Source organism: Pseudomonas cyclaminis (genome assembly GCF_015163715.1).
GTDB lineage: Bacteria > Pseudomonadota > Gammaproteobacteria > Pseudomonadales > Pseudomonadaceae > Aquipseudomonas > Aquipseudomonas cyclaminis.
In genome coordinates, this window is sequence record NZ_JADDUM010000010.1 from 1 (window position 1) to 18,595 (window position 18,595).

Here is an 18,595-nt window from a genome sequence, read left to right on the forward strand (position 1 = left end):
CCAACCCCGCCAGGCCAAGACCGCCACCCATCAACACGTTACGTGCCACCCGCTGGCCGAAAAACACCCGGGCGTTGAGCGCGTTCCACAACGTGGCGGTGGAAAACACCACCGCCACCAACCCGCTGGGAATCCACTGGCTGGCGGTGAGGAAGCACATGAAGTTGACGCAAAACAGGCACAGCCCCTGGGCCAGGCAGATCAGGTGCCCGCGCCGGTTCATCACCTGCAACTTGCGGCTGAGCAGCAACAATGCAAACAACACCAGCGCCGCCAGGCCAAAGCGATAGACGATGGACACAGGAATCGCCACCACGCCCAATTGCCATTTGAGGGCGATCCAGGTGGTGCCCCAGATCAGCACGGTGAGTAAATACAGGGAAAGGTTCATAGCGGGCTCCATCGGTTGAGCCACAGTGTCGCCTTCAACGTGTGTAACGTTCTTGCACATTCTTGCGCTTTTGTCGGGCGCTGGGCTCACAGCGCCAGCGGTGCGGAGTAGGATGCAAGGCGTCGGAGAACACACACCATGTCAGATCTGGAATCCCTGCAAGTCTTTCAAGCCCTTAACCGCTCGCCCAACGCACGCCTTGAAGCCTGCGCCGAGCTCGGTGACGGCTTGTCGGCGGCCTTGTGGAGCAATCATCACGATTCCCAGGACTACCAGGCGCCCAGCCACCACACGCTGTCCTGCTACATCGGCGGTGGCACCGGCACGTTTCGGCGTGACCAGCCGGGCACCAAGGGCGGCCCCGACAAGCTGTGCATCCTGCCCGCCGAGCATCAGTCGGCGTGGGTGATCAACGGTGAAATCCGCCTGGCCCACGTGTATTTCAGCCCCGAGCAATTTGCCTTGGGCTGCGTCACCCTGCTCGACCGCGAGCCGCGCACCCTGGAGCTGCGCGAAAGCACCTTTCTGCAAGACGACAGCCAGGCCCGACGTTTCCACCAACTGATCGCGCTCAATTGGCAGGAACCCGCCGAACGCCTGCTGACCAGCAGCCTGGCCCATGAAATGCTCAGCCACACCCTGCTCAGCCAAGTAGGCGCCCGAGAAGGCCTGCGCTTGAAAGGAGGGTTGGCGGCGTACCAGCGACGGTTGCTGGTGGACTACATCGACCAGCACCTGGAAGACCCCATCAGCCTGGGCCAATTAGCTGGCCTGTGCGCGCTGTCGGAATACCATTTTGCGCGGATGTTCCGCCAAAGCTTCGGCCTGCCGCCCCATCAATACCTGTTGGCGCGTCGGCTGAGTCGTGCGCAAAGCCTGCTGCGCGGCGGTGCCCTGCCCCTGGGCGAGATAGCCTTGCTGTGCGGATTCTCCAGCGCCAGCCACTTCACCCATCGCTTCCGCCAGGCTGTGGGCGCCACGCCCGGCGATTACCGTCAGGCCTTCATTTAAACCATCAAGCCCAACGTCTTGGCCTTGGCCACTGCCTGGGTGCGCCGCTCGACGCCCAGCTTGCTGTGGATGCGCCGCGCGTGGGTCTTGACGGTGTGCAGGGAGATAAACAGCCGGTCGGCGATTTCCAGGTTGGAGCTGCCTTGGGCGATCAGTTGCAACACTTCCAGTTCACGCTGGCTCAAAGGGTTTTCCAGCGTGCCGGGGGTTGATGCCTGAGGCTCCATGCCCAGCTCGCTCAACAGTCCCGGCGAGCGCAAGCGCAGTTCGCGAATCGCTTGTTGCACCTGGCAACGTCCGGCCAGGTCCAGGCCGGTTTGCAGCGAACGGCGCGCCAAGACCGGGTCGCCCAACTGCCACGCCACTTCACCCAGGACCAAGTGCAGCTCGGTTTCCAGGCAGAGCATGCCGCGCTGGTGGGTGGTTTCCAGCAACACATTGAGCCGCTCTACGGGTCGCTCGGCGCAGCCCAGTTTTACCTCCGCCAGCACCAGCAGGTATTCCAGGCGCGGGATCAGTTCCAGGGTGGCCGGCGGCGCTTGTTTGCCCTGGGGCCCGCGAAAGTGGCGCAGCACACGGCGCACTGCTTCCACGGTCAATTCGGCGCGGCCTTGCTGCAACCAGAAATGCCCGCTGACCAACAACAGCACCGCTCGGTACACGCTGTCCGGCACCTGGCGTTGCTGCATCAGCCGTTCGGCCTCGCGCAGTTGGATAAACGCCTGGGCGTAATCACCCCGGTTGGCGGCCAGCAGTGCCAGGCCGAGATATCCGTAGAGCACGCGCTTGTCCTGGCTGTGCAGGCACATCTTCAAGCCAGTCTCGAAACACTCGGCGGCCAGGCTGTCCTGGCCCTGGCGCAGCGCCAAATGCCCGCGCCGCAACGCAATGCGCCCCACCAATGGCCCAGCCTTGAGTCGCTGCTTGAGCAACATCGCCTGCACCGTTTCCAGCAGGCTCTGCGCCCGATACGGCGCGCCGCGCTGCTCCAGCAGTTGCGCGTGATCCAGTTCCAGCAAGGCCTCCAGTAGCAACGAACCATGGGCGCGTGCCAGGCACAGCGCTTCACGGTTCAGGCCTTGGGCGACGTCCAGCTCGCCGCGCAGCAAGGCTTGCTGGGTCAGCCCCGACAGGCACATCAAGCGGGACGTCCAAGCGCTGTCGGGCAACGCTTGCAGGGCCTCTAGAAAATGCAGACGGGCACCCTCGGCATCGCCGCCCAGGTGCAGTAACCAGCCCCACTGCGCCTGCCAGCGCGCCAGTAGATAACGCTGTTGCGCGGCCGTGGGTTGCGGGGCAAATCGGGCCAACTGATCGATGCACGCAGCCGCCTGATCGAAGCGCCCGGCGAACAGCAACGCGGCGGTCACCAGCCCTACCAACTGCGCCGAGCCAAGCATCAATTCATCGCCATGCTGCTCATGCAGGCGCAACAGCAACACGGCGTTCTGCTGGCGGAACAGATCCTCGAAGCTGAAGTGCTGCAACAAGCTCACGGCCATTTCATATTCTTCGGCCAGCAGCGCTTGTTCGAAGGCGGCCTGCCAGTCCTGTTCGGTGCAAAACCATTGGCAAGCGCGTCGATGCCAAGAGCGTTTGGCCGGCCAGGGTTCGTCGTGCATCAGTTGCGCCAGCGGCGGGAAAACCTGCAGCCAGTCAGTGTCTTCCCACGGCTCGATAAATGCGCCGAGCGCCTGCAAATCCCGCAGGTACTGGCCACCGTCGCCCGCGCCGAACAAATGCTCGCAAAGGCCCGTATTGAAGCGCGGCAGATGGGCCAGCACGCGCCAGGCCTCGGCCAGCTCCGGCGGCAGCGTGCTGAACAGTTCATGTTGCAGATAGTCGAGCAAGGTCTTGTCGGGATGCCCATCGCCCAGCAACGCGATGCGCACACCTGCGCACCAACCGGCACTGAACTGCAGCACGCTTTCTACGGATTGGGCCGGCGCGTGACTGAGCAGTGCCTGAATGTCTGAAGAGGTAAAGGCCAGGTCGGCGCCGCCCTCAAGCAACTCATCGTCGAGCAGCAGCCTCGGCCAATTGCACGCCGGACGCCGTCGAGCGCCCAGCCACCAGGTCAGCGCCGGGCTGCTGGCTGTGAGCAGGCGGTCGAGCAAGGCGTCGGTGTCGGGAGTGGGCAGGCGGCAGAAATCATCGAGGAACAGCCACGCCGGCGCCTGCCAACGGCTGAGGTCCAGCAGCAAGGTAGTTTCGTCGGTAAACGTCAGGCCCAGGTTTTGCGCCAGTCGCTGGCACAGGTCAAGAGGGCTGAGGGACGCGCCATTGAGCGGCAACCAATAGACTTGGCAACCCGCCGGCGCCTGCAACGCGCACTCGGCGAGCAACGCGCTCTTGCCACTGCCGCCGGGGGCGCACAACAACTTGACGCGCGCCTGCGCCGCCAGCAAAGGCTCGGCCAGGCGGGGGCGCAGCAGATGATGGGCGGACAGCCGGGGCATGAATCCAGGACGGTCCAGGCAGCGTGTCATGGCAGTCATTGCTGCATCCTGCGTTCTTATTGTTATGCAACGTGATGCGTACCCTAGTCCTGTGGTTGGCGGTTGTTGAAGAAAGATTCAGCACATTGATTAAAAGACATGCATAGAACCCAATGTGGAGCGGGCAAGCCCGCTCCCACATTGGATCAGCGTACGCCTTCAGCCCTCAACGCTGCCGGGGTGTAGTCCGCTGCCTTGGCGGCGAAGCCGAACACGAAGCTGCTCTTCTCCTCGTTTTTCATGCCCAGTGCGATGTAGCGACCGGCGATGATGTCGTACAGGGTTTCGACGGTGTACGCCGGCACCTGGTGGTCGTAGTAGAACTGCGCATGACCTTCGGCGATGCGCCACAGTTGGCCGCGACCGTCGTAGTGATCCACCAGCGCGACTTGCCAGCTGTCTTCGTCGATGTACATGTGGCGCTTGGCGTAGATGTGCCGCTCGCTCGGCTTGACCGTGCCGACCACTTCCCACACGCGGTGCAGTTCGTAGCGGGTCAGGTCCTGGTTGATGTGGCCGGCCTTGATGATGTCGTCGTACTTGAGGCTCGGCGAATCGAGCTTGTAGCTGTTGTAGGGGATGTACATCTCCTTCTTGCCCACCAGCTTCCAGTCGTAGCGGTCGGGAGCGCCGGAAAACATGTCGAAGTTGTCGGTGGTGCGCAGGCCATCGGACGCGGTGCCCGGCCCGTCATAGGACACTTGCGGCGCACGGCGCACGCGGCGTTGGCCGGCGTTGTAGATCCAGGCCAGGCGCGGCTCTTTCACCTGGTCGAGGGTTTCGTGCACCAGCAGCACGTTGCCCGCCAGGCGCGCCGGGGCGGTGACCGATTGCTTGAAGAAACTCAACACGTTGGCCGCCTTGGCCGCGTCGATATCCGGGATCGCCTGGGGCACCGCCACTTCTTCTTCGAAGCGGATCGGCGTGTAGCTGCCGTTGGTCTGCGGGGTGGCCTGGGTGATGATGCGGCGCAGGTTGCCGCCGTGGTAACGGGTGATGTGGTTCCACAGCACCTCCACGCCATTCTTCGGAATCGGGAAGGCGTAGTAACGGTTGCCGGTGAAGTTTTCCAGGCCGTTGCCGTCGTTGATCGCCTTGACGTTGAGCGCGCTGCGCTTGATCGATTCGTAGACGTCCGCCGGCAGGTTGACCGTGCGGTGGCTCGGGTACACCGGGATCTTGTAGGTCTCGGGGTAGCGCTTGAACATCGCCACCTGGCCGTCGGAGAGTTTGTCCTTGTACTTGTCGACGGTGGCGGCGGTGATCACGAACAGCGGTTTTTCACTGGCAAACGGGTCAGCCAGGAAGCCTTTGCTGTCCACCGCGCCGGCGTTTTTCGGGATGCCGCCGGTCCAGGCCGGGATCGAGCCGTCGGCATTGCCGGCTTTTTCGGCGCCGACTGGCGTGAGGGTGGTGCCCAGCTTGGCCGCTTCTTCCGGCGACACGGCTGCCATCACGTGGGCGGCCAACAGACTCAGGGCCAACACTGCAATTGTCTTACGCATAGGTTCTTGTCCTTCTTTAAGCCAAATCAGAAGTTCACGCCGAAGCTGAGGGCGAGGAAGTCGCGGTCGGTCAGGGTGTTGTAGTCGCCACCGAAAAAGTCGGTGTAGCTGAGGCTGGCGGTGTAGGTGCTGCGGTAGTCCGCATCCACGCCGACGCTGATGGCCTTGGCGCCTTTGTTGAAGATCCCGTTGGGGCCGTAGCCGGCGACGTCATGGGACCAGGACAGGTTGGGCTTGAGGTTCACCCCGAAAATGGCGTTGTTGTAGTCGAGGATCGCCCGAGCACGGTAGCCCCAGGAGGTGGAGGTGACAAAACCGTCGGTGTCGCCCTGGAAACCGTAGGCGCCGTAGACCGAATCACGGCCGTAACGCAGTTTGGATTTGTCCTCCAGGCCAGCCACGTGGACGACCGCCGCCTCGCCGACCAGGGTCAGGCGTTCGGCGCCAAGGACCTGATCGAAGAACTGGGTCATGGTGCTTTGGATCTGGGTGATTTCCTTGCGGCGGTAGCCTTTGTTGTCGTCGCCGAAGTTGCTGCGGATGGGTGAGGCCAGTTGGCCGGCGATAGGGTTGACCAACGCCAATGTCAAGTCGGTGGTGTTCAACTGCACCGGGGCGTTGGGCCGGTAGCTGATCTCTCCGGTCCACGCCGTGCCGGTGGGCAAGGTGGTGGAGAAGCTCGCGCCGAACAGGCGGATGTCTTCCGGGTAGTCGAGATAGTACTGGCCACGGCCAAGCATGGTGCTCTGGGCCAGGGCTGAACCGAAACCTGCAGGAGCGGCCGCGGCGATGCCACCAATGGTCGCCAGGTTCGTATTGGCGGTAATCGTGCCGACAGTTGGCGTACGGCTGTGATAGTTCATGAAGTAGAGGCCGTACTCGGTGTCATCACCCAACCAGCGCAGGGCTGCACCAAATTGGCCGGAGTCCCGTGCATCACGGTCGCCGGCACGCTGCACCACCACACCCTCGCGGGTCACCACAAAGCCTTGGCCGCGTGATGCGGCGATCGGTTGCAACGCTGCGATCCCCGGACTACCTACGGTGTAGTTACCTGTACAACCATCCGCCGCCACATCCCCACCAAAGAACGTACCGCAGTTATCCAGCACGGTCTGGTCCCATTCCAACTGGTAGAACCCTTCCACAGTCAGTTGGTTGGTCAGGCTCTGGGACGCAAACAGCATGTTCACCGGGATCAAGCCTTCCTTGATCTCGGCACCGGGCCGGCGGAACGCCGACACGTCAATCGGGTTGATGCTGTTGATGGAGTTGCCGATGAAGGTACTTTCGCCCCAGCTGACCACCTGCTTACCGGCGCGCACGGTGCCCGGCAGGTCGCCCAGGGAGTAGTTGTGGTAAACGAACGCATCGAGGATCTGCGCACCGCTGGACTTGGCGCCTTCCTTGCGATTGTGGTCGCTGATCTGCTTGAACTCGCGGTCTTCGTCCTTGAGTTCGAAGTCGTACCAATACTTGCCGCGCACGAACACACCGGTGTCGCCGTACTTGAGTTCCAGGTCGTGCAGGCCCTTGAAGATTTTCGAGAAGGTCTCGCCCTTCTTGAAGTTGAGGCGCCCGTCATCCCCCGTGGAAGCCTGGCCTGTGCCGCCATTGACGGTACCGACCAGGCTCTTGTCGGCATCGCGCATGCCCCAACTCGACCCCACCGACAACGACGAATCGAATTGCCCTTCGATCTCGCCAATATTGAACGAAACAGCCTGAGCCTGGGCACAGCAACCCAAGGCAACCGCAGCGGCCAGCGCCTGTGGCGTGAAGATGGCGCGCATTGTTGTTTTTGTCATGCGTCTTCCCCGGTGAGTGACAGAAGGCCCCACCCTACTGCCGCGCATCAGGAGCGATAAGCGCACCAAGGAGGGATTCGTGTTGTCGCTCGAAAGGATTACCAGGCGCTCTGGCCTGGGTCTGGGCGGGGGCATGGACCGGGTGGATGGCGGGTTATCAGGGGCGTGGATGGCGAGCGCCGTGACTGTTGCAGTTTTGACAACAGTGCATGTCGTGAATCGCTATTACTCATTCTGTTACTAACGACTATTCTTGCCGGGCTTTCAGGGCAAACGGCCCGCTTCCTTCCAACGGAAGAACAGCCAGCTTTAAATGGATTGATGCCTCTTTTCAGTCTGTTACCAGTGTTCACTGACGTTGATTTGTCGCTCCTTGATCCAACGTCTTACTTCGGCCGCTGCCTATGCAGCGGCCTTTTTTATGCCTGAAATAAAACGGGGCGCCATCAGCGCCCGTAGGATTCAATCTTTTTCAAGCAACGATCACAGGCTGTATTTCTGCAAATTGGCCATCATCTCCTTCAAGGCCTCGATGTTGTCCTTCGGGTGAGCCGCCCCTTCGAAGTCGCAGATCTGCTGCCAGTGCGCGGCCACATCATCCGGCGAAAAGCCGGCTTCGGGATCAAAGCCCATGCCCAGGCTGCGCTCCCAGCGGGTCTTGCCGATCCAGCCACCGCCCACTTCAAACAACCCGGAGGTTTCCTGACAGGCTTCGCTGCCCAGGTACACCACCAGCGGGCTGACCAGTTCCGGCTTGAGGCGCTCGAACACTTGCGGCGGGATCAGGCCTTCGGTCATGCGCGTGGCGCCGGTGGGGGCGATGGCGTTGACCAGGATGTTGTTCTTGCGCCCTTCCAGCGCCAGGGTGCGGGTCAAGCCATACAGGCCGAGCTTGGCCATGCCGTAGTTGGACTGGCCGAAGTTGCCGTAGATCCCCGAGGTGGACGCGGTGAAGATCACCCGGCCGTAACCCTGATCACGCAGATGAGGCCAGGCGGCGCGGGTGACTTTGTAGGCGCCTTCGACATGCACGCGGTACACCAGGTCCCAGTCGGCGTCTTCCATTTTGTGGAAGGTTTTGTCGCGCAGGATGCCGGCGTTGTTGACCACCACGTCGATACGGCCAAAGGCGTCGAGGGCGTTCTGCACAATCTTGTCACCGTCGGTGACAGAGTCGTGGTTGGCTTCGGCGATCCCGCCCGCTTCGCGAATCTCGGCCACCACCCGGTCGGCCGCCGAGGCATTGGCGCCTTCGCCCTGGGTGGAACCGCCGAGATCGTTGACCAGCACCTTGGCCCCGTGTCTGGCGAACAACAGCGCATGGGCCCGGCCCAATCCGCCGCCGGCACCGGTGACGATCACGACCTTATCCTGGAACTGCACTGACTCACTCATACCGAACTCCAATGGCGACAATGGGAATGAGTCGAGTGTCGGGCACCCAGCCTCTGGTCACAATAAAGACGGCCAGGGCTGAATGGTGCTCGATAAGGCAGAGGGATGATCCTACGGTCTAGGAATAAGCCAAGCGCGGCGCGGACAGCCCAATCCGATCACGAAACGCCTGGTAGTGCTTGAGCACCAGCACCGGCGCCTCGATCTGCGGGTAGTGGCCGATATTGGCCAGCAGCACCGTGTCGGCGTTGGGCACCAACTGGCGGTAGCGCTCCACCATATGGATACCTGAGATCGGGTCGATCTCGCCGTCGATCACCCGCAACGGCACGTCATCGTGCTGCATCGCCGCCACCCAGCGATCACGCAGGCGCCGACGCTGGGGAATGTAGGCGATGAGTTTGTGCAGGATGCGCGTGCCATCGTTGCAGTCGATCAGGCTCCAGAAATCGTCAAGGGCGCTTTCGCTGGGGCGGGTGTTGGGGCCGAATATCTGGTTGAAACTGTCGGCCAGGGCATTGCGCCCGAACGCGCGGCCGATCATCCAGCCCAGCGGACTGAGCAAGAGCTTTTGCACCAGCGCCGGACGATGGGTTTCCGGGAACAGCCCGCCATTGAGAAACACACAACTGGCCATCTGGAAGCGACCTTCATAGTGTCGGGCCAACAGTTCCTGGGCGACGCTGTCGCCGTAGTCATGGGCCAACACGTGCACCGGCTGATCCAGCCGCAGATGCTCAAGCAGCGCCTGTTGCAAGTCCGCCTGTTCGAGCAGGCAGTAGCCATGGTCCAGCGGCTTGTCCGAATCGCCAAAACCGAGCATGTCGCAGGCGATGACCAGGTTGTGCTGGGCCAGGGGTTGCCACACGTAATGCCAGTCCCAACTGGCGGTGGGAAAGCCATGGATCAGCAGTAACGGTTCGCCCTGCCCCGCCGTCCAATAACGGATGGTGCGACCGCGAAAGTCGAAACTCTGGCTGCGTTTGCGCCAGGCTCTGAGCGGGATCTCGGCGAGTGGCATCAGCTTCTATACCCAGGATCTTGAGCATCCAATTTGCGCAGCAACGCCGGCCAGGCCAGCGCGCCCCCCATGCCTTGGGCGCTCTTTGTGACAGCCGCGACCATGGCCTTGGCGCCCGCCAGAATCTGCGGGCCAATGGCGATCAATTCAGCGCCGCCGTTTTGCGCCAGCACCTGGATATCGCAGGCGCGCTGAAAGGTGAACATCATCAGGAAGGTGTCGGCGATGGTGCTGCCACACGTGAGCAGGCCATGGTTGTGCAGCATCAGGAAATTGTTGTCGCCCAGGTCGGCCTGCAGGCGCGCCTTCTCTTCGTGGTTCAGCGCCACACCTTCATAGGCGTGATAGGCCAGGCTCGACAGCACGAAGATCGATTGCTGGCTGATCGGCAGCACGCCTTGTTTCTGCGCCGCCACCGCCACGCCGGCGGCCGTGTGGGTATGCAGCACGCAGGTGACATCGTGGCGCACTTCATGGATGGCGCTGTGGATGGTGTAGCCCGCAGGGTTGATTTCGTAGGGGCTGTCCATCAGCTTGTTGCCGGCCTGGTCGACCTTGACCAGGCTCGACGCGGTAATCTCGTGGAACATCAGCCCGTAAGGGTTGATCAGGAAATCATCGGTGCCCGGCACCTTGGCCGAGATGTGGGTGAAGATCAGGTCGTCCCAGCCATGCAGCGCCACCAGGCGATAGCAGGCGGCCAGGTCGACTCGGGCTTGCCACTCGGCAGCGCTGACCTGGTCTTTGACAGTCTGTGGCGATACAACAGGGGCTAGGCTCACGGCAACGACCTCCTTGGCGCACTTCTTATTGTTTTTTGAGTGATGGGCCAGTCTAGTCAGACGCCCTGGCGGACGGAGTTGCCTTCGCAGCCAGCTTGATGACCGTACGAGTCAGCTAGGAGAATAGTTTAAATCTGTGTAAACGGCGTCAAAGAGACGCCGTCAATAAAGCCACTGCGAACCGCTCAATCGGCGCGCAGTGCGGTGACCAGCTCAGCCAGCCACGGCTCGGCGTCGGTTTCCGGAGTGACGCTCTCGCTGGCGTCCAGGCGCAGCATCGGCAGGACTTCGCGCACGCCCAACTCGCCGAACAGTTCACGCATCTGCTCGCCGCCACCACAAAAGGTGTCGCCATAGCTGGCGTCGCCCAGGCCGATCACCGCACCGGGCAGACCGCGCCAGGCGGCGGGCAACTGGTCGCGAATCGTCGAATACAACGGTTGCAGGTTGTCGGGCAGTTCACCCATGCCGGTGGTCGAGGTCACCGCCAGAAACGCCTCGGGGGCAAACGCCTGCACATCCGCCAGGGTTGCGCGGGGGTTGTGCCAGGCTTTAAAACCGGCGTCTTTGAGGATGCCGGCGGCGTGGCGGGCGACTTCTTCAGCCGTGCCGTAGACCGAGCCGGAAAGGATGGCGACTTTCATCAATCTGATCCTGTAGTTGAGCGAAAGCCTGGGATATTAACAGCGACGCAAATATTTCGGGGCACACCGTGCAAGATTCAGGACTTGTCATAAACTGCCCATTTCAACAACCAGCCATGGACCGCTCAATGATTAACGCCAAGCTGATGCAAATGGTGATCGCCGCTTCCAACGACGGCATCGTGGTCGCCGAACGGGAAGGCAAAGACAAGCCGCTGATTTATGTAAACCCCGCATTCGAACGGCTCACCGGCTACACCCTGGATGAAATCCTCTATCAGGACTGCCGCTTCCTGCAGTCGGGTGACCGTGACCAGCCAGCGCTGATGGCCATACGGGACGCGTTGGAGAGTGGTGAGTCGTGCCGGGAAATCCTGCGTAATTACCGCAAGGACGGCAGCCATTTCTGGAACGAACTGTCACTTTCGACGGTGTATAACGCAGCCGATAAACAGACGTATTTTGTCGGCGTACAAAAAGACGTCACGCTCCAGGTCAAGGCCCAGCAGCGTGTCACGCAATTGGAAGGCGAATTGGCCCAGGTCAAGGCCGAGCTGGCGGCGCTCAAGGCGACCAGCGGATTGAACAAAACTTAGAAAATACGGCCATATGAGCGGATAATGGCACTTTAATGCCCTCCCTACTGAGCAAGTACGATGCAACGCGATGCACTTCTGACCCAGGATGAGCTGGATTTCATTCAGAACATGCAACACAACCCGCAACTTAACTTGCGGGACGCGTCGTCGAGCCTGACCGTCAACGGCGGTGCGCAGATTCGCGACTTGCTCACGCGCCTGGCCGCCCATGACCATGTCACCATCCAGGCACAGTTCGACAACCAGCAACTGACCTTTCCCCTGCACTTGGTGGAAGATGAGTTCAATGCCGTGCATCTGCGTCTGGGGGTGCCGAGCATTTTCGAAGACGGCCCGGTGATCCGCGCCTGGCGCCTGGCGCTCGAAGCACCGGTGGCCCTGGAAAACATCAAGGGCACGGCGAGCGCGCTGTGGGTGCATGAAGTGTCATTCAAGGGCGTGCTGGTGGAGATTCGGGGCAGGATCAAGCCGCCAAAAACCTTTTCCCTGTGGTTCAGCCCTTCCGGCTATGAGCGCATCAGCCTGCGCGGCGCGTTCGAGCGGGAAACGGCGCGGGGGTTGTTTGCCTATCGCCTCAGCCAAAGCGATACGGATGAAATCGAGCGCCTGCGCCAGTTCATCCTGCATCAGCACCGCCTGGTGCACCCGCAGATGCACGCCTGAGATCAGGTATCCAGGTTACCGCTGAGGAACTGCTGCAAGCGGCGTTGCATCTCGCGCCCTTCGCTGCCCAGACAACCGATGGAGGAGCCTGCCAGTGCGCTCTGCGCCAGGTCCGACGCGGCACCCGCCAGAAACAATGGGCAATCGAGGGTCAACGCCAAGCGATTGAGGCGTCCGGCCAACTCAAGGTTATGGGCGTGATTGGAGAAGATGACCAGCGCCTGGGGCTGAATCTTTTCACACACCAGGGTCAGCTCATCAAACGGCTGGCCCATGCCCAGCACCTTCACGGCCAAGTCATCACGACTCATCAACAGCGCCGCCACCAGCAATTCCAATTTGCGGCATTCGCCGGGCATGGCGGCCAGCAGAACCCGAGGGCTTGGCGACACGCTCGCGACGTGCAGCCGCAGGAAGGTTTGTACACGCAGGAAAGCATCGAAAAACAGCCATTCGCTGGCCTGGCCGAAGCGCCCCTGGTGGCGCAACAGCTCGTTCCAGAGAGGCATCAGGATGTCCTGGAACGCCACACTGAGGGGATAGGTGGTAAAAATCTGGCCGTACAGGCTCTCCATCTGGCGGTCATCAAAGGCACTGATCGCGGTCATCAGGCGCGCCCGCCACTGCGGCCATTCGGCCTCTTCGAGGGTGTCACGCTCAGCGCGAATCAGCTGGGCCTGCTGATCGTCGCGGGCGAGAATCTTGCCGACCTTGCTCACGGCCACTCCCCGCTCGATCCAATCAAGAATGCGATTGACGGTCTCAATGTCGGACTTGGAGTAGAGGCGATGCCCACTTTCGGTGCGTACGGGCTGGATCAGACCGTAACGGCGCTCCCAGGCACGCAGGGTGACCGGGTTGATGCCTGTCAATCTTGATACTTCACGGATTGGAAACAGCTCAGGGGCGTCAGTTGCGTCCAGATGCGAAGTGCTATCAATGGGAGCAGTAATCACGGGCATTTGAGACCAAAAAACCGTTTGTAGTCGGGTGCTCATTTAACGCCTTTAGACCTGTCTTTTTCAAGGGCTGGGCTTTTCGGACCAATGTCGCTGGTGTATTTCGGCAAAACAGGAATAATCCTTGCCTGCTTTTTACACGTCGCTGCAACACCCCGCAGCGTCGTCTGTGTGCCACCTACCCGGTTCAGCGCACCCGTATATTTGGAGATACACAATGTCTACCTCTCCCGTCACCTTGATGGTTGCGCGCCGCGTCGCCAAAGGACGCTACGAAGAACTGATGGCCTGGCTGCGCGAAGGCGAGCAATTGGCCACCGACTTCCCCGGTTACCTGGGTTCCGGCGTGCTGGCACCGCCGCCCAACGATGACGAATTCCAGATCATTTTCCGTTTCGCCGATGAAAAGACCCTGCACGCCTGGGAATTTTCCGCCTCCCGTGGTGCGTGGCTGAGCCGTGGCAGCGACTTGTTTGCCGACCCGTCCGAGCACCGTGTACGTGGCATCGACGGCTGGTTTGGAGCGGCCGGTGCGCGTCCGCCGCGCTGGAAGCAGGCGGTGGCGATCTGGCTGGCGTTTTTCCCTGTGTCGCTGCTGTTCAACTTTATCCTGGGACCATTGCTCAATCAGCTCGACCTGGTGCCACGCGTGCTGGTCAGCACGATGGCACTCACGCCCCTGATGGTTTACTGGTTCATTCCGCTGTCGACCCACCTGCTGGCGAACTGGCTGCATCCCGCGCCGGCACCGCGCAAGGCCGCCGAAGCGGCGGCGTGAGTACAGGGGCAACCCGTCGCTGGTATGATTTGCGCCTGCCAGCGACGCGAGCCTCCCATGACTGCAACGAACGCCCCGATCCTGATCACCGGCGCCGGCCAACGTGTCGGCCTGCATTGCGCCCAGCGCCTGCTGGACGAGGGCCAACCGGTGATTTTCAGCTACCGCAGCGAACGCCCCGGCGTGCAGGCCCTGCGGGACCGGGGTGCAATCGGTGTGTTTGCCGACTTCTCCAACGAAGCTGGAATCCTGACATTTATCGCTGACCTGCAGACCCATACTCAAAGCCTGCGTGCGATCATCCACAACGCCTCGGCCTGGGTCGCGGAAACCCCGGGCGACGAAAGCCGCGCCTTCAGCGACATGTTCAGCGTGCACATGCTTGCGCCCTACCTGATCAACCTGCATTGTTCACCCCTGCTGCAACGCTCTTCACCTGCCGACATCGTGCACATCAGCGATGACGTGGTGCGCAAGGGCAGCCGCCAGCACATAGCCTACTGCGCCACCAAGGCCGGGCTCGACAGCCTTACGCTGTCATTTGCCGCGCAGTTCGCGCCGCTGATCAAGGTCAACGGCATCGCCCCGGCGATGGTGATGTTCAACGAGAACGACGACGCGGCCTATCGCAGCAAGGTATTGGCCAAGTCGGCCCTGGGCATCGAGCCCGGACCCGAGGTGATCTACCAGAGCGTGCGTTACCTGCTGGACAACCCCTATGTCACCGGTACCACCCTGACCGTCAACGGCGGGCGGCATATCAAGTAAGCCGTATGTGAGGATGTTGTATGACCTTGTCCCTGCCCCAACACTACCGCGAGATTCTCAAAGGCCTCGGCGAAGACCCAGAGCGCGAAGGCTTGCTCGACACGCCCAAGCGCGCCGCCAAAGCCATGCAGTACCTGTGTCATGGCTACGAGCAGAACCTGGAAGAGATCGTCAACGGGGCGCTGTTCTATTCCGATAACGACGAGATGGTGATCCTCAAGGACATCGAGTTGTACTCGCTGTGCGAACACCACCTGCTGCCCTTTATCGGCAAGGTTCATGTGGCCTATATTCCGACTGGCAAGGTGCTGGGCCTGTCGAAGCTGGCGCGTATCGTCGACATGTTCGCCCGGCGCCTGCAAATCCAGGAAAACCTCACGCGGCAGATCGCCGACGCCATCCAGGACGTGACCCAGGCCGCCGGTGTGGCCGTGGTGATCGAAGCCAAGCACATGTGCATGATGATGCGCGGCGTGGAGAAACAGAATTCAACCATGAACACCTCGGTGATGCTCGGCGCTTTCCGTGAGTCGAACACCACGCGCATGGAGTTCCTGCAACTGATTGGACGGAGCAAGTAGCAATGCCACAACTTCAACCAGGCATGGCGCGCATCCGGGTCAAGGACCTGTGCCTGCGCACCTTCATCGGCATAAACGAGGACGAGATCCTCAACAAGCAGGATGTGTTGATCAACCTGACCATCTTGTATGCCGCCCAGGACGCCGTGCGCGACAACGATATCGACCACGCGCTGAACTACCGCACCATCACCAAGGCGATCATCGCCCATGTGGAAGGCAACCGCTTTGCCCTGCTGGAGCGCCTGACCCAGGAGCTGCTGGACCTGGTAATAAGCAATGAATCGGTGCTGTATGCCGAGGTCGAAGTGGACAAGCCCCATGCGCTGCGCTTTGCCGAGTCGGTTTCGATTACCCTGGCGGCCAGCCGCTGACATTCAAGTGAACCCTATGAACGATCAACAACGCCTCGAACTCGAAGCTGCCGCCTTCCGCCGGCTGGTGGCCCATCTGGACAGCCGCAAGGATGTGCAGAACATTGACCTGATGAACCTTTCCGGTTTCTGCCGTAACTGCCTGTCAAAGTGGTACAAGGCCGAGGCCGACGAGCGCCACATCGAGCTGAGCCTCGATGATGCCCGTGAAGTGGTGTACGGCATGCCGTACGCCGAGTGGAAAGCCCAATACCAGAAAGAAGCCAGCGCCGACCAACAGGCGGCGTTCGCCAAAGGAAAAACCCATGACTGACTTGAACACCCTGCGCGCCAGCCTCAACAGCGGCGAACACGTTTTTGCCGATACCCTGGCTTTTATTGCCGCTGGGTATGACTACCAGCCGCAAGCCTTCACCAACGGCGCAGTGGAAAACGCGGCCGGGCAGAATGAAGGGTCGTGCAAGACGCTGGGTTTGGCGGTGCTGGAAGGTTTGAGTGATCAGGAAGCGCTGCTGGCGTTCGGCGAGCACTATCGTTCAGTGCTGGCAACGCCTGAGGGCAGCGACCACGGCAATATCCGCGCATTGATTGCCAATGGCCTGGCCGGTGTGAAATTCACGGCCCAGCCACTGACCCGCAAATCCTAAGTCAGACGCAGATCAAAATGTGGGAGGGGGCTTGCCCCCGATAGCGGTGTGTCAGTCAGTACATTTGATACTGAACCACCGCTATCGGGGGCAAGCCCCCTCCCACATTGTTTTACGGCGTTTGTTAGAACGAAGCGTTCTGCAGGCCGTCGAGGTAACGCTCGGCATCCAGTGCCGCCATGCAACCGGCGCCAGCCGAGGTGATGGCTTGGCGGTACACATGGTCAGCCACGTCACCGGCCGCGAAAATGCCTTCGATGTTGGTGGCAGTCGCATTGCCTTCACGGCCGCCCTGTACCACCAGATAGCCGTCTTTGGCTTCCAGCACGCCTTCGAACAACGAGGTGTTCGGGGTGTGGCCGATGGCGATGAACACGCCGTCGACTGTCAGCTCGTCGAAGCTGCCATCGTTGTTCTTCAGGCGGGCACCGGTCACGCCCATGGTGTCGCCCAGGACTTCATCCAGGGTGGCGTTGAGCTTGAGGATGATCTTGCCTTCAGCGACACGGGCGTGCAGCTTGTCGATCAGGATCTTCTCGGCGCGGAAGGTCTCGCGACGGTGAACCAGGGTCACGGTGCTGGCGATGTTGGCCAGGTACAGCGCCTCTTCCACCGCAGTGTTGCCGCCGCCGACGACCGCAACCGGCTTGTTGCGGTAGAAGAAACCGTCGCAGGTCGCGCAGGCGGAAACGCCCTTGCCCATGAACGCTTCTTCCGATGGCAGGCCCAGGTAACGGGCGCTGGCGCCAGTGGCGATGATCAGCGCGTCACAGGTGTAGACGCCATTGTCGCCGGTCAGGCTGTAAGGCTTCTTGGAGAAGTCGACCTGGTTGATGTGATCAAACACGATCTCGGTTTCGAAGCGCTCGGCGTGCTCTTTCATACGCTCCATCAGCACCGGGCCGGTCAAACCGTGGACGTCGCCGGGCCAGTTGTCGACTTCCGTGGTGGTGGTCAACTGACCGCCCGCCTGCATGCCGGTGATCAGCAGCGGCTTGAGGTTGGCCCGGGCAGCGTAGACCGCAGCGCTGTAACCGGCAGGGCCGGAACCGAGAATAATCACTCGCGAATGACGGGTATCAGACATGACTCACTCCTATCGACCGCCCGGACTACAAGGCGGCTGGAATAAAAAAGGACTGCGAAGCACTTGGGGAAGGCTTTAACTCGCAGATCCTGAAAATAATGGGTGCAGCGTATAGAGGGGGGCAAGATTAAGGAAATACGGTTTAACAATCCAGCTCATAGGCGGTCTCTATGCTGTCAGTCGGCCTGATCGACGCCTTTGTTACCTTTGATGTCGCAGCTTTCACCTTGAATGCAAAGCCGGTAAGGTCGGCGCGATCGTCATCCTGCTCGGAGTTCTCCATGCCCGCCCCTGCTCTTTCCGGCCCGCAATACCTGCGTGAAGGCCTCAAACTGGTATTGAGCCCTGGCCTGCGGCTGTTTGTGCTGCTGCCTCTGGTGATCAACCTGGTGCTGTTCGTCGGCTTGATTTACTTCGCCGGCCATCAGTTCAGCCTGTGGGTTGACCACTTGATGCCGACGCTGCCGAGCTGGCTGAGTTTTCTCAATTACCTGTTATGGCCCTTGTTTGTGGTGTTGGTGGTGCTGATGGTGTTTTTCACCTTCACCATGCTCGCCAATATCATCGCGGCGCCGTTCAACGGCTTTCTCTCGGAGAAAGTCGAAGTGGTGGTGCGCGGTACCGACGACTTCCCCGCGTTCAGTTGGGGCGAGCTGATCGCCATGGTGCCGCGCACCCTGGCCCGGGAAATGCGCAAGCTGGGCTACTTCCTGCCGCGGGCGATCGGTCTGTTTATCCTGTCGTTTATCCCCGTTGTGAACCTGATCGCGGCGCCACTGTGGCTGCTGTTCGGCGTGTGGATGATGGCGATCCAGTACATCGACTACCCGGCCGACAACCACAAACTGGGCTGGAACGAGATGCTCGCGTGGCTGCGCCAGAAACGCTGGCAGAGCATGAGTTTCGGCGGGATTGTTTACCTGGTGCTGCTGGTGCCGGTGGTCAACCTGCTGATGATGCCGGCGGCGGTGGCTGGGGCGACGCTGTTCTGGGTGCGCGAGCAAGGCGCCGAGGCGATGGCCGCGCCCAAGGTGCCCACGTCATAAATCCATCATCTGGATGACACAATGGCGACATGGCCCAG

21 protein-coding genes are annotated in these 18,595 nt (G+C 61.1%); 10 read left to right on the plus strand and 11 right to left on the minus strand.

Going from position 1 to position 18,595, the window contains the following annotated elements; all coding sequences use genetic code 11:
- On the minus strand, nt 1-391 hold a 391-nt coding region (locus IQK56_RS00955), incomplete at its 3' end, for an EamA family transporter (RefSeq protein WP_193901510.1).
- 138 nt (nt 392-529) lie between these two features.
- On the opposite strand from IQK56_RS00955, the gene IQK56_RS00960 reads away from it, so the two are divergent.
- On the plus strand, nt 530-1,402 hold the full coding sequence (locus tag IQK56_RS00960) for a helix-turn-helix domain-containing protein (protein WP_122307530.1): 873 nt from the start codon (nt 530-532) through the stop codon (nt 1,400-1,402).
- Here IQK56_RS00960 and IQK56_RS00965 read toward each other — a convergent pair.
- From IQK56_RS00965 to IQK56_RS00995, 7 genes are all read right to left on the minus strand, one after another.
- Nucleotides 1,399-3,900 carry a helix-turn-helix transcriptional regulator gene (locus IQK56_RS00965; RefSeq protein ID WP_193901512.1) on the minus strand — a complete coding sequence of 834 codons (2,502 nt, stop codon included), beginning with the start codon at nt 3,898-3,900 and terminating at the stop codon, nt 1,399-1,401. The genes IQK56_RS00960 and IQK56_RS00965 overlap by 4 nt on opposite strands.
- 146 nt (nt 3,901-4,046) lie before the next feature.
- A complete protein-coding gene (locus IQK56_RS00970; RefSeq protein WP_122307528.1) occupies nt 4,047-5,405 on the minus strand; it encodes a DUF1329 domain-containing protein in 1,359 nt (452 codons plus the stop codon).
- A gap of 26 nt (nt 5,406-5,431) precedes the next feature.
- Nucleotides 5,432-7,213 carry a DUF1302 domain-containing protein gene (locus tag IQK56_RS00975; RefSeq protein WP_122307527.1) on the minus strand — a complete coding sequence of 594 codons (1,782 nt, stop codon included), beginning with the start codon at nt 7,211-7,213 and terminating at the stop codon, nt 5,432-5,434.
- A 483-nt stretch (nt 7,214-7,696) separates the two neighbouring features.
- Entirely contained in the window at nt 7,697-8,608 is a 912-nt protein-coding gene (locus IQK56_RS00980) for an SDR family oxidoreductase (protein WP_193862223.1), read from the minus strand.
- A 118-nt stretch (nt 8,609-8,726) separates the two neighbouring features.
- A complete protein-coding gene (locus IQK56_RS00985; RefSeq protein ID WP_122307526.1) occupies nt 8,727-9,629 on the minus strand; it encodes an alpha/beta fold hydrolase in 903 nt (300 codons plus the stop codon).
- The gene (locus IQK56_RS00990) at nt 9,629-10,411 is read right to left on the minus strand and encodes a class II aldolase/adducin family protein (protein WP_122307525.1); all 783 of its coding nucleotides are present in this window, start codon (nt 10,409-10,411) and stop codon (nt 9,629-9,631) included. The genes IQK56_RS00985 and IQK56_RS00990 overlap by 1 nt, the downstream gene beginning before the upstream one ends.
- Before the next feature lie 185 nt (nt 10,412-10,596).
- On the minus strand, nt 10,597-11,055 hold the full coding sequence (locus tag IQK56_RS00995) for a flavodoxin (protein ID WP_193862222.1): 459 nt from the start codon (nt 11,053-11,055) through the stop codon (nt 10,597-10,599).
- 128 nt (nt 11,056-11,183) lie between these two features.
- Between IQK56_RS00995 and IQK56_RS01000 the strand changes: the two genes are divergently transcribed.
- Nucleotides 11,184-11,651: a PAS domain-containing protein gene (locus IQK56_RS01000; protein ID WP_122307523.1), complete on the plus strand. Its 468-nt coding sequence runs from the start codon at nt 11,184-11,186 to the stop codon at nt 11,649-11,651.
- Between the two features lie 60 nt (nt 11,652-11,711).
- Nucleotides 11,712-12,317, plus strand: coding sequence for a hypothetical protein (locus IQK56_RS01005; RefSeq protein ID WP_099587264.1), 606 nt, complete (start codon nt 11,712-11,714; stop codon nt 12,315-12,317).
- Between the two features lie 2 nt (nt 12,318-12,319).
- On the opposite strand, the gene IQK56_RS01010 is transcribed toward IQK56_RS01005, so the two are convergent.
- The gene (locus tag IQK56_RS01010; RefSeq protein ID WP_193901514.1) at nt 12,320-13,279 is read right to left on the minus strand and encodes a MerR family transcriptional regulator; all 960 of its coding nucleotides are present in this window, start codon (nt 13,277-13,279) and stop codon (nt 12,320-12,322) included.
- 214 nt (nt 13,280-13,493) lie between these two features.
- Between IQK56_RS01010 and IQK56_RS01015 the strand changes: the two genes are divergently transcribed.
- Genes IQK56_RS01015 through IQK56_RS01040 form a run of 6 tightly spaced genes read left to right on the plus strand, consistent with a single transcriptional unit; the run spans nt 13,494 to nt 16,424 of the window.
- Nucleotides 13,494-14,054 (plus strand): putative antibiotic biosynthesis monooxygenase, encoded by a 561-nt coding sequence (locus IQK56_RS01015; RefSeq protein WP_122307521.1) that lies wholly within the window; start codon nt 13,494-13,496, stop codon nt 14,052-14,054.
- A gap of 57 nt (nt 14,055-14,111) precedes the next feature.
- Complete coding sequence (folM, locus tag IQK56_RS01020; RefSeq protein ID WP_193862221.1) at nt 14,112-14,822, plus strand: dihydromonapterin reductase; 711 nt, start codon at nt 14,112-14,114, stop codon at nt 14,820-14,822.
- 20 nt (nt 14,823-14,842) lie between these two features.
- Nucleotides 14,843-15,403 carry a GTP cyclohydrolase I FolE gene (gene folE, locus IQK56_RS01025; protein WP_193862220.1) on the plus strand — a complete coding sequence of 187 codons (561 nt, stop codon included), beginning with the start codon at nt 14,843-14,845 and terminating at the stop codon, nt 15,401-15,403.
- Nucleotides 15,404-15,405: 2 nt separating this feature from the next.
- Nucleotides 15,406-15,777 (plus strand): dihydroneopterin triphosphate 2'-epimerase, encoded by a 372-nt coding sequence (gene folX / locus IQK56_RS01030; protein WP_193862219.1) that lies wholly within the window; start codon nt 15,406-15,408, stop codon nt 15,775-15,777.
- A 16-nt stretch (nt 15,778-15,793) separates the two neighbouring features.
- Nucleotides 15,794-16,090, plus strand: a complete 297-nt coding sequence (locus tag IQK56_RS01035) for a DUF1244 domain-containing protein (protein WP_065908484.1) — start codon at nt 15,794-15,796, stop codon at nt 16,088-16,090.
- Complete coding sequence (locus IQK56_RS01040; RefSeq protein WP_122307517.1) at nt 16,083-16,424, plus strand: HopJ type III effector protein; 342 nt, start codon at nt 16,083-16,085, stop codon at nt 16,422-16,424. Before IQK56_RS01035 ends, IQK56_RS01040 begins: the two co-directional genes overlap by 8 nt.
- Nucleotides 16,425-16,548: 124 nt before the next feature.
- Here IQK56_RS01040 and trxB read toward each other — a convergent pair whose 3' ends face one another.
- Both trxB and IQK56_RS01050 read right to left on the minus strand, forming a co-directional pair.
- The gene (gene trxB, locus IQK56_RS01045) at nt 16,549-17,511 is read right to left on the minus strand and encodes a thioredoxin-disulfide reductase (RefSeq protein WP_122307516.1); all 963 of its coding nucleotides are present in this window, start codon (nt 17,509-17,511) and stop codon (nt 16,549-16,551) included.
- Between the two features lie 142 nt (nt 17,512-17,653).
- Nucleotides 17,654-17,794: a hypothetical protein gene (locus tag IQK56_RS01050; RefSeq protein ID WP_183140517.1), complete on the minus strand. Its 141-nt coding sequence runs from the start codon at nt 17,792-17,794 to the stop codon at nt 17,654-17,656.
- Here IQK56_RS01050 and cysZ point away from each other — a divergent pair.
- Nucleotides 17,793-18,557 carry a sulfate transporter CysZ gene (cysZ, locus tag IQK56_RS01055; protein ID WP_122307515.1) on the plus strand — a complete coding sequence of 255 codons (765 nt, stop codon included), beginning with the start codon at nt 17,793-17,795 and terminating at the stop codon, nt 18,555-18,557. The genes IQK56_RS01050 and cysZ overlap by 2 nt on opposite strands.
- The last annotated feature ends 38 nt before the right edge of the window (nt 18,558-18,595 follow it).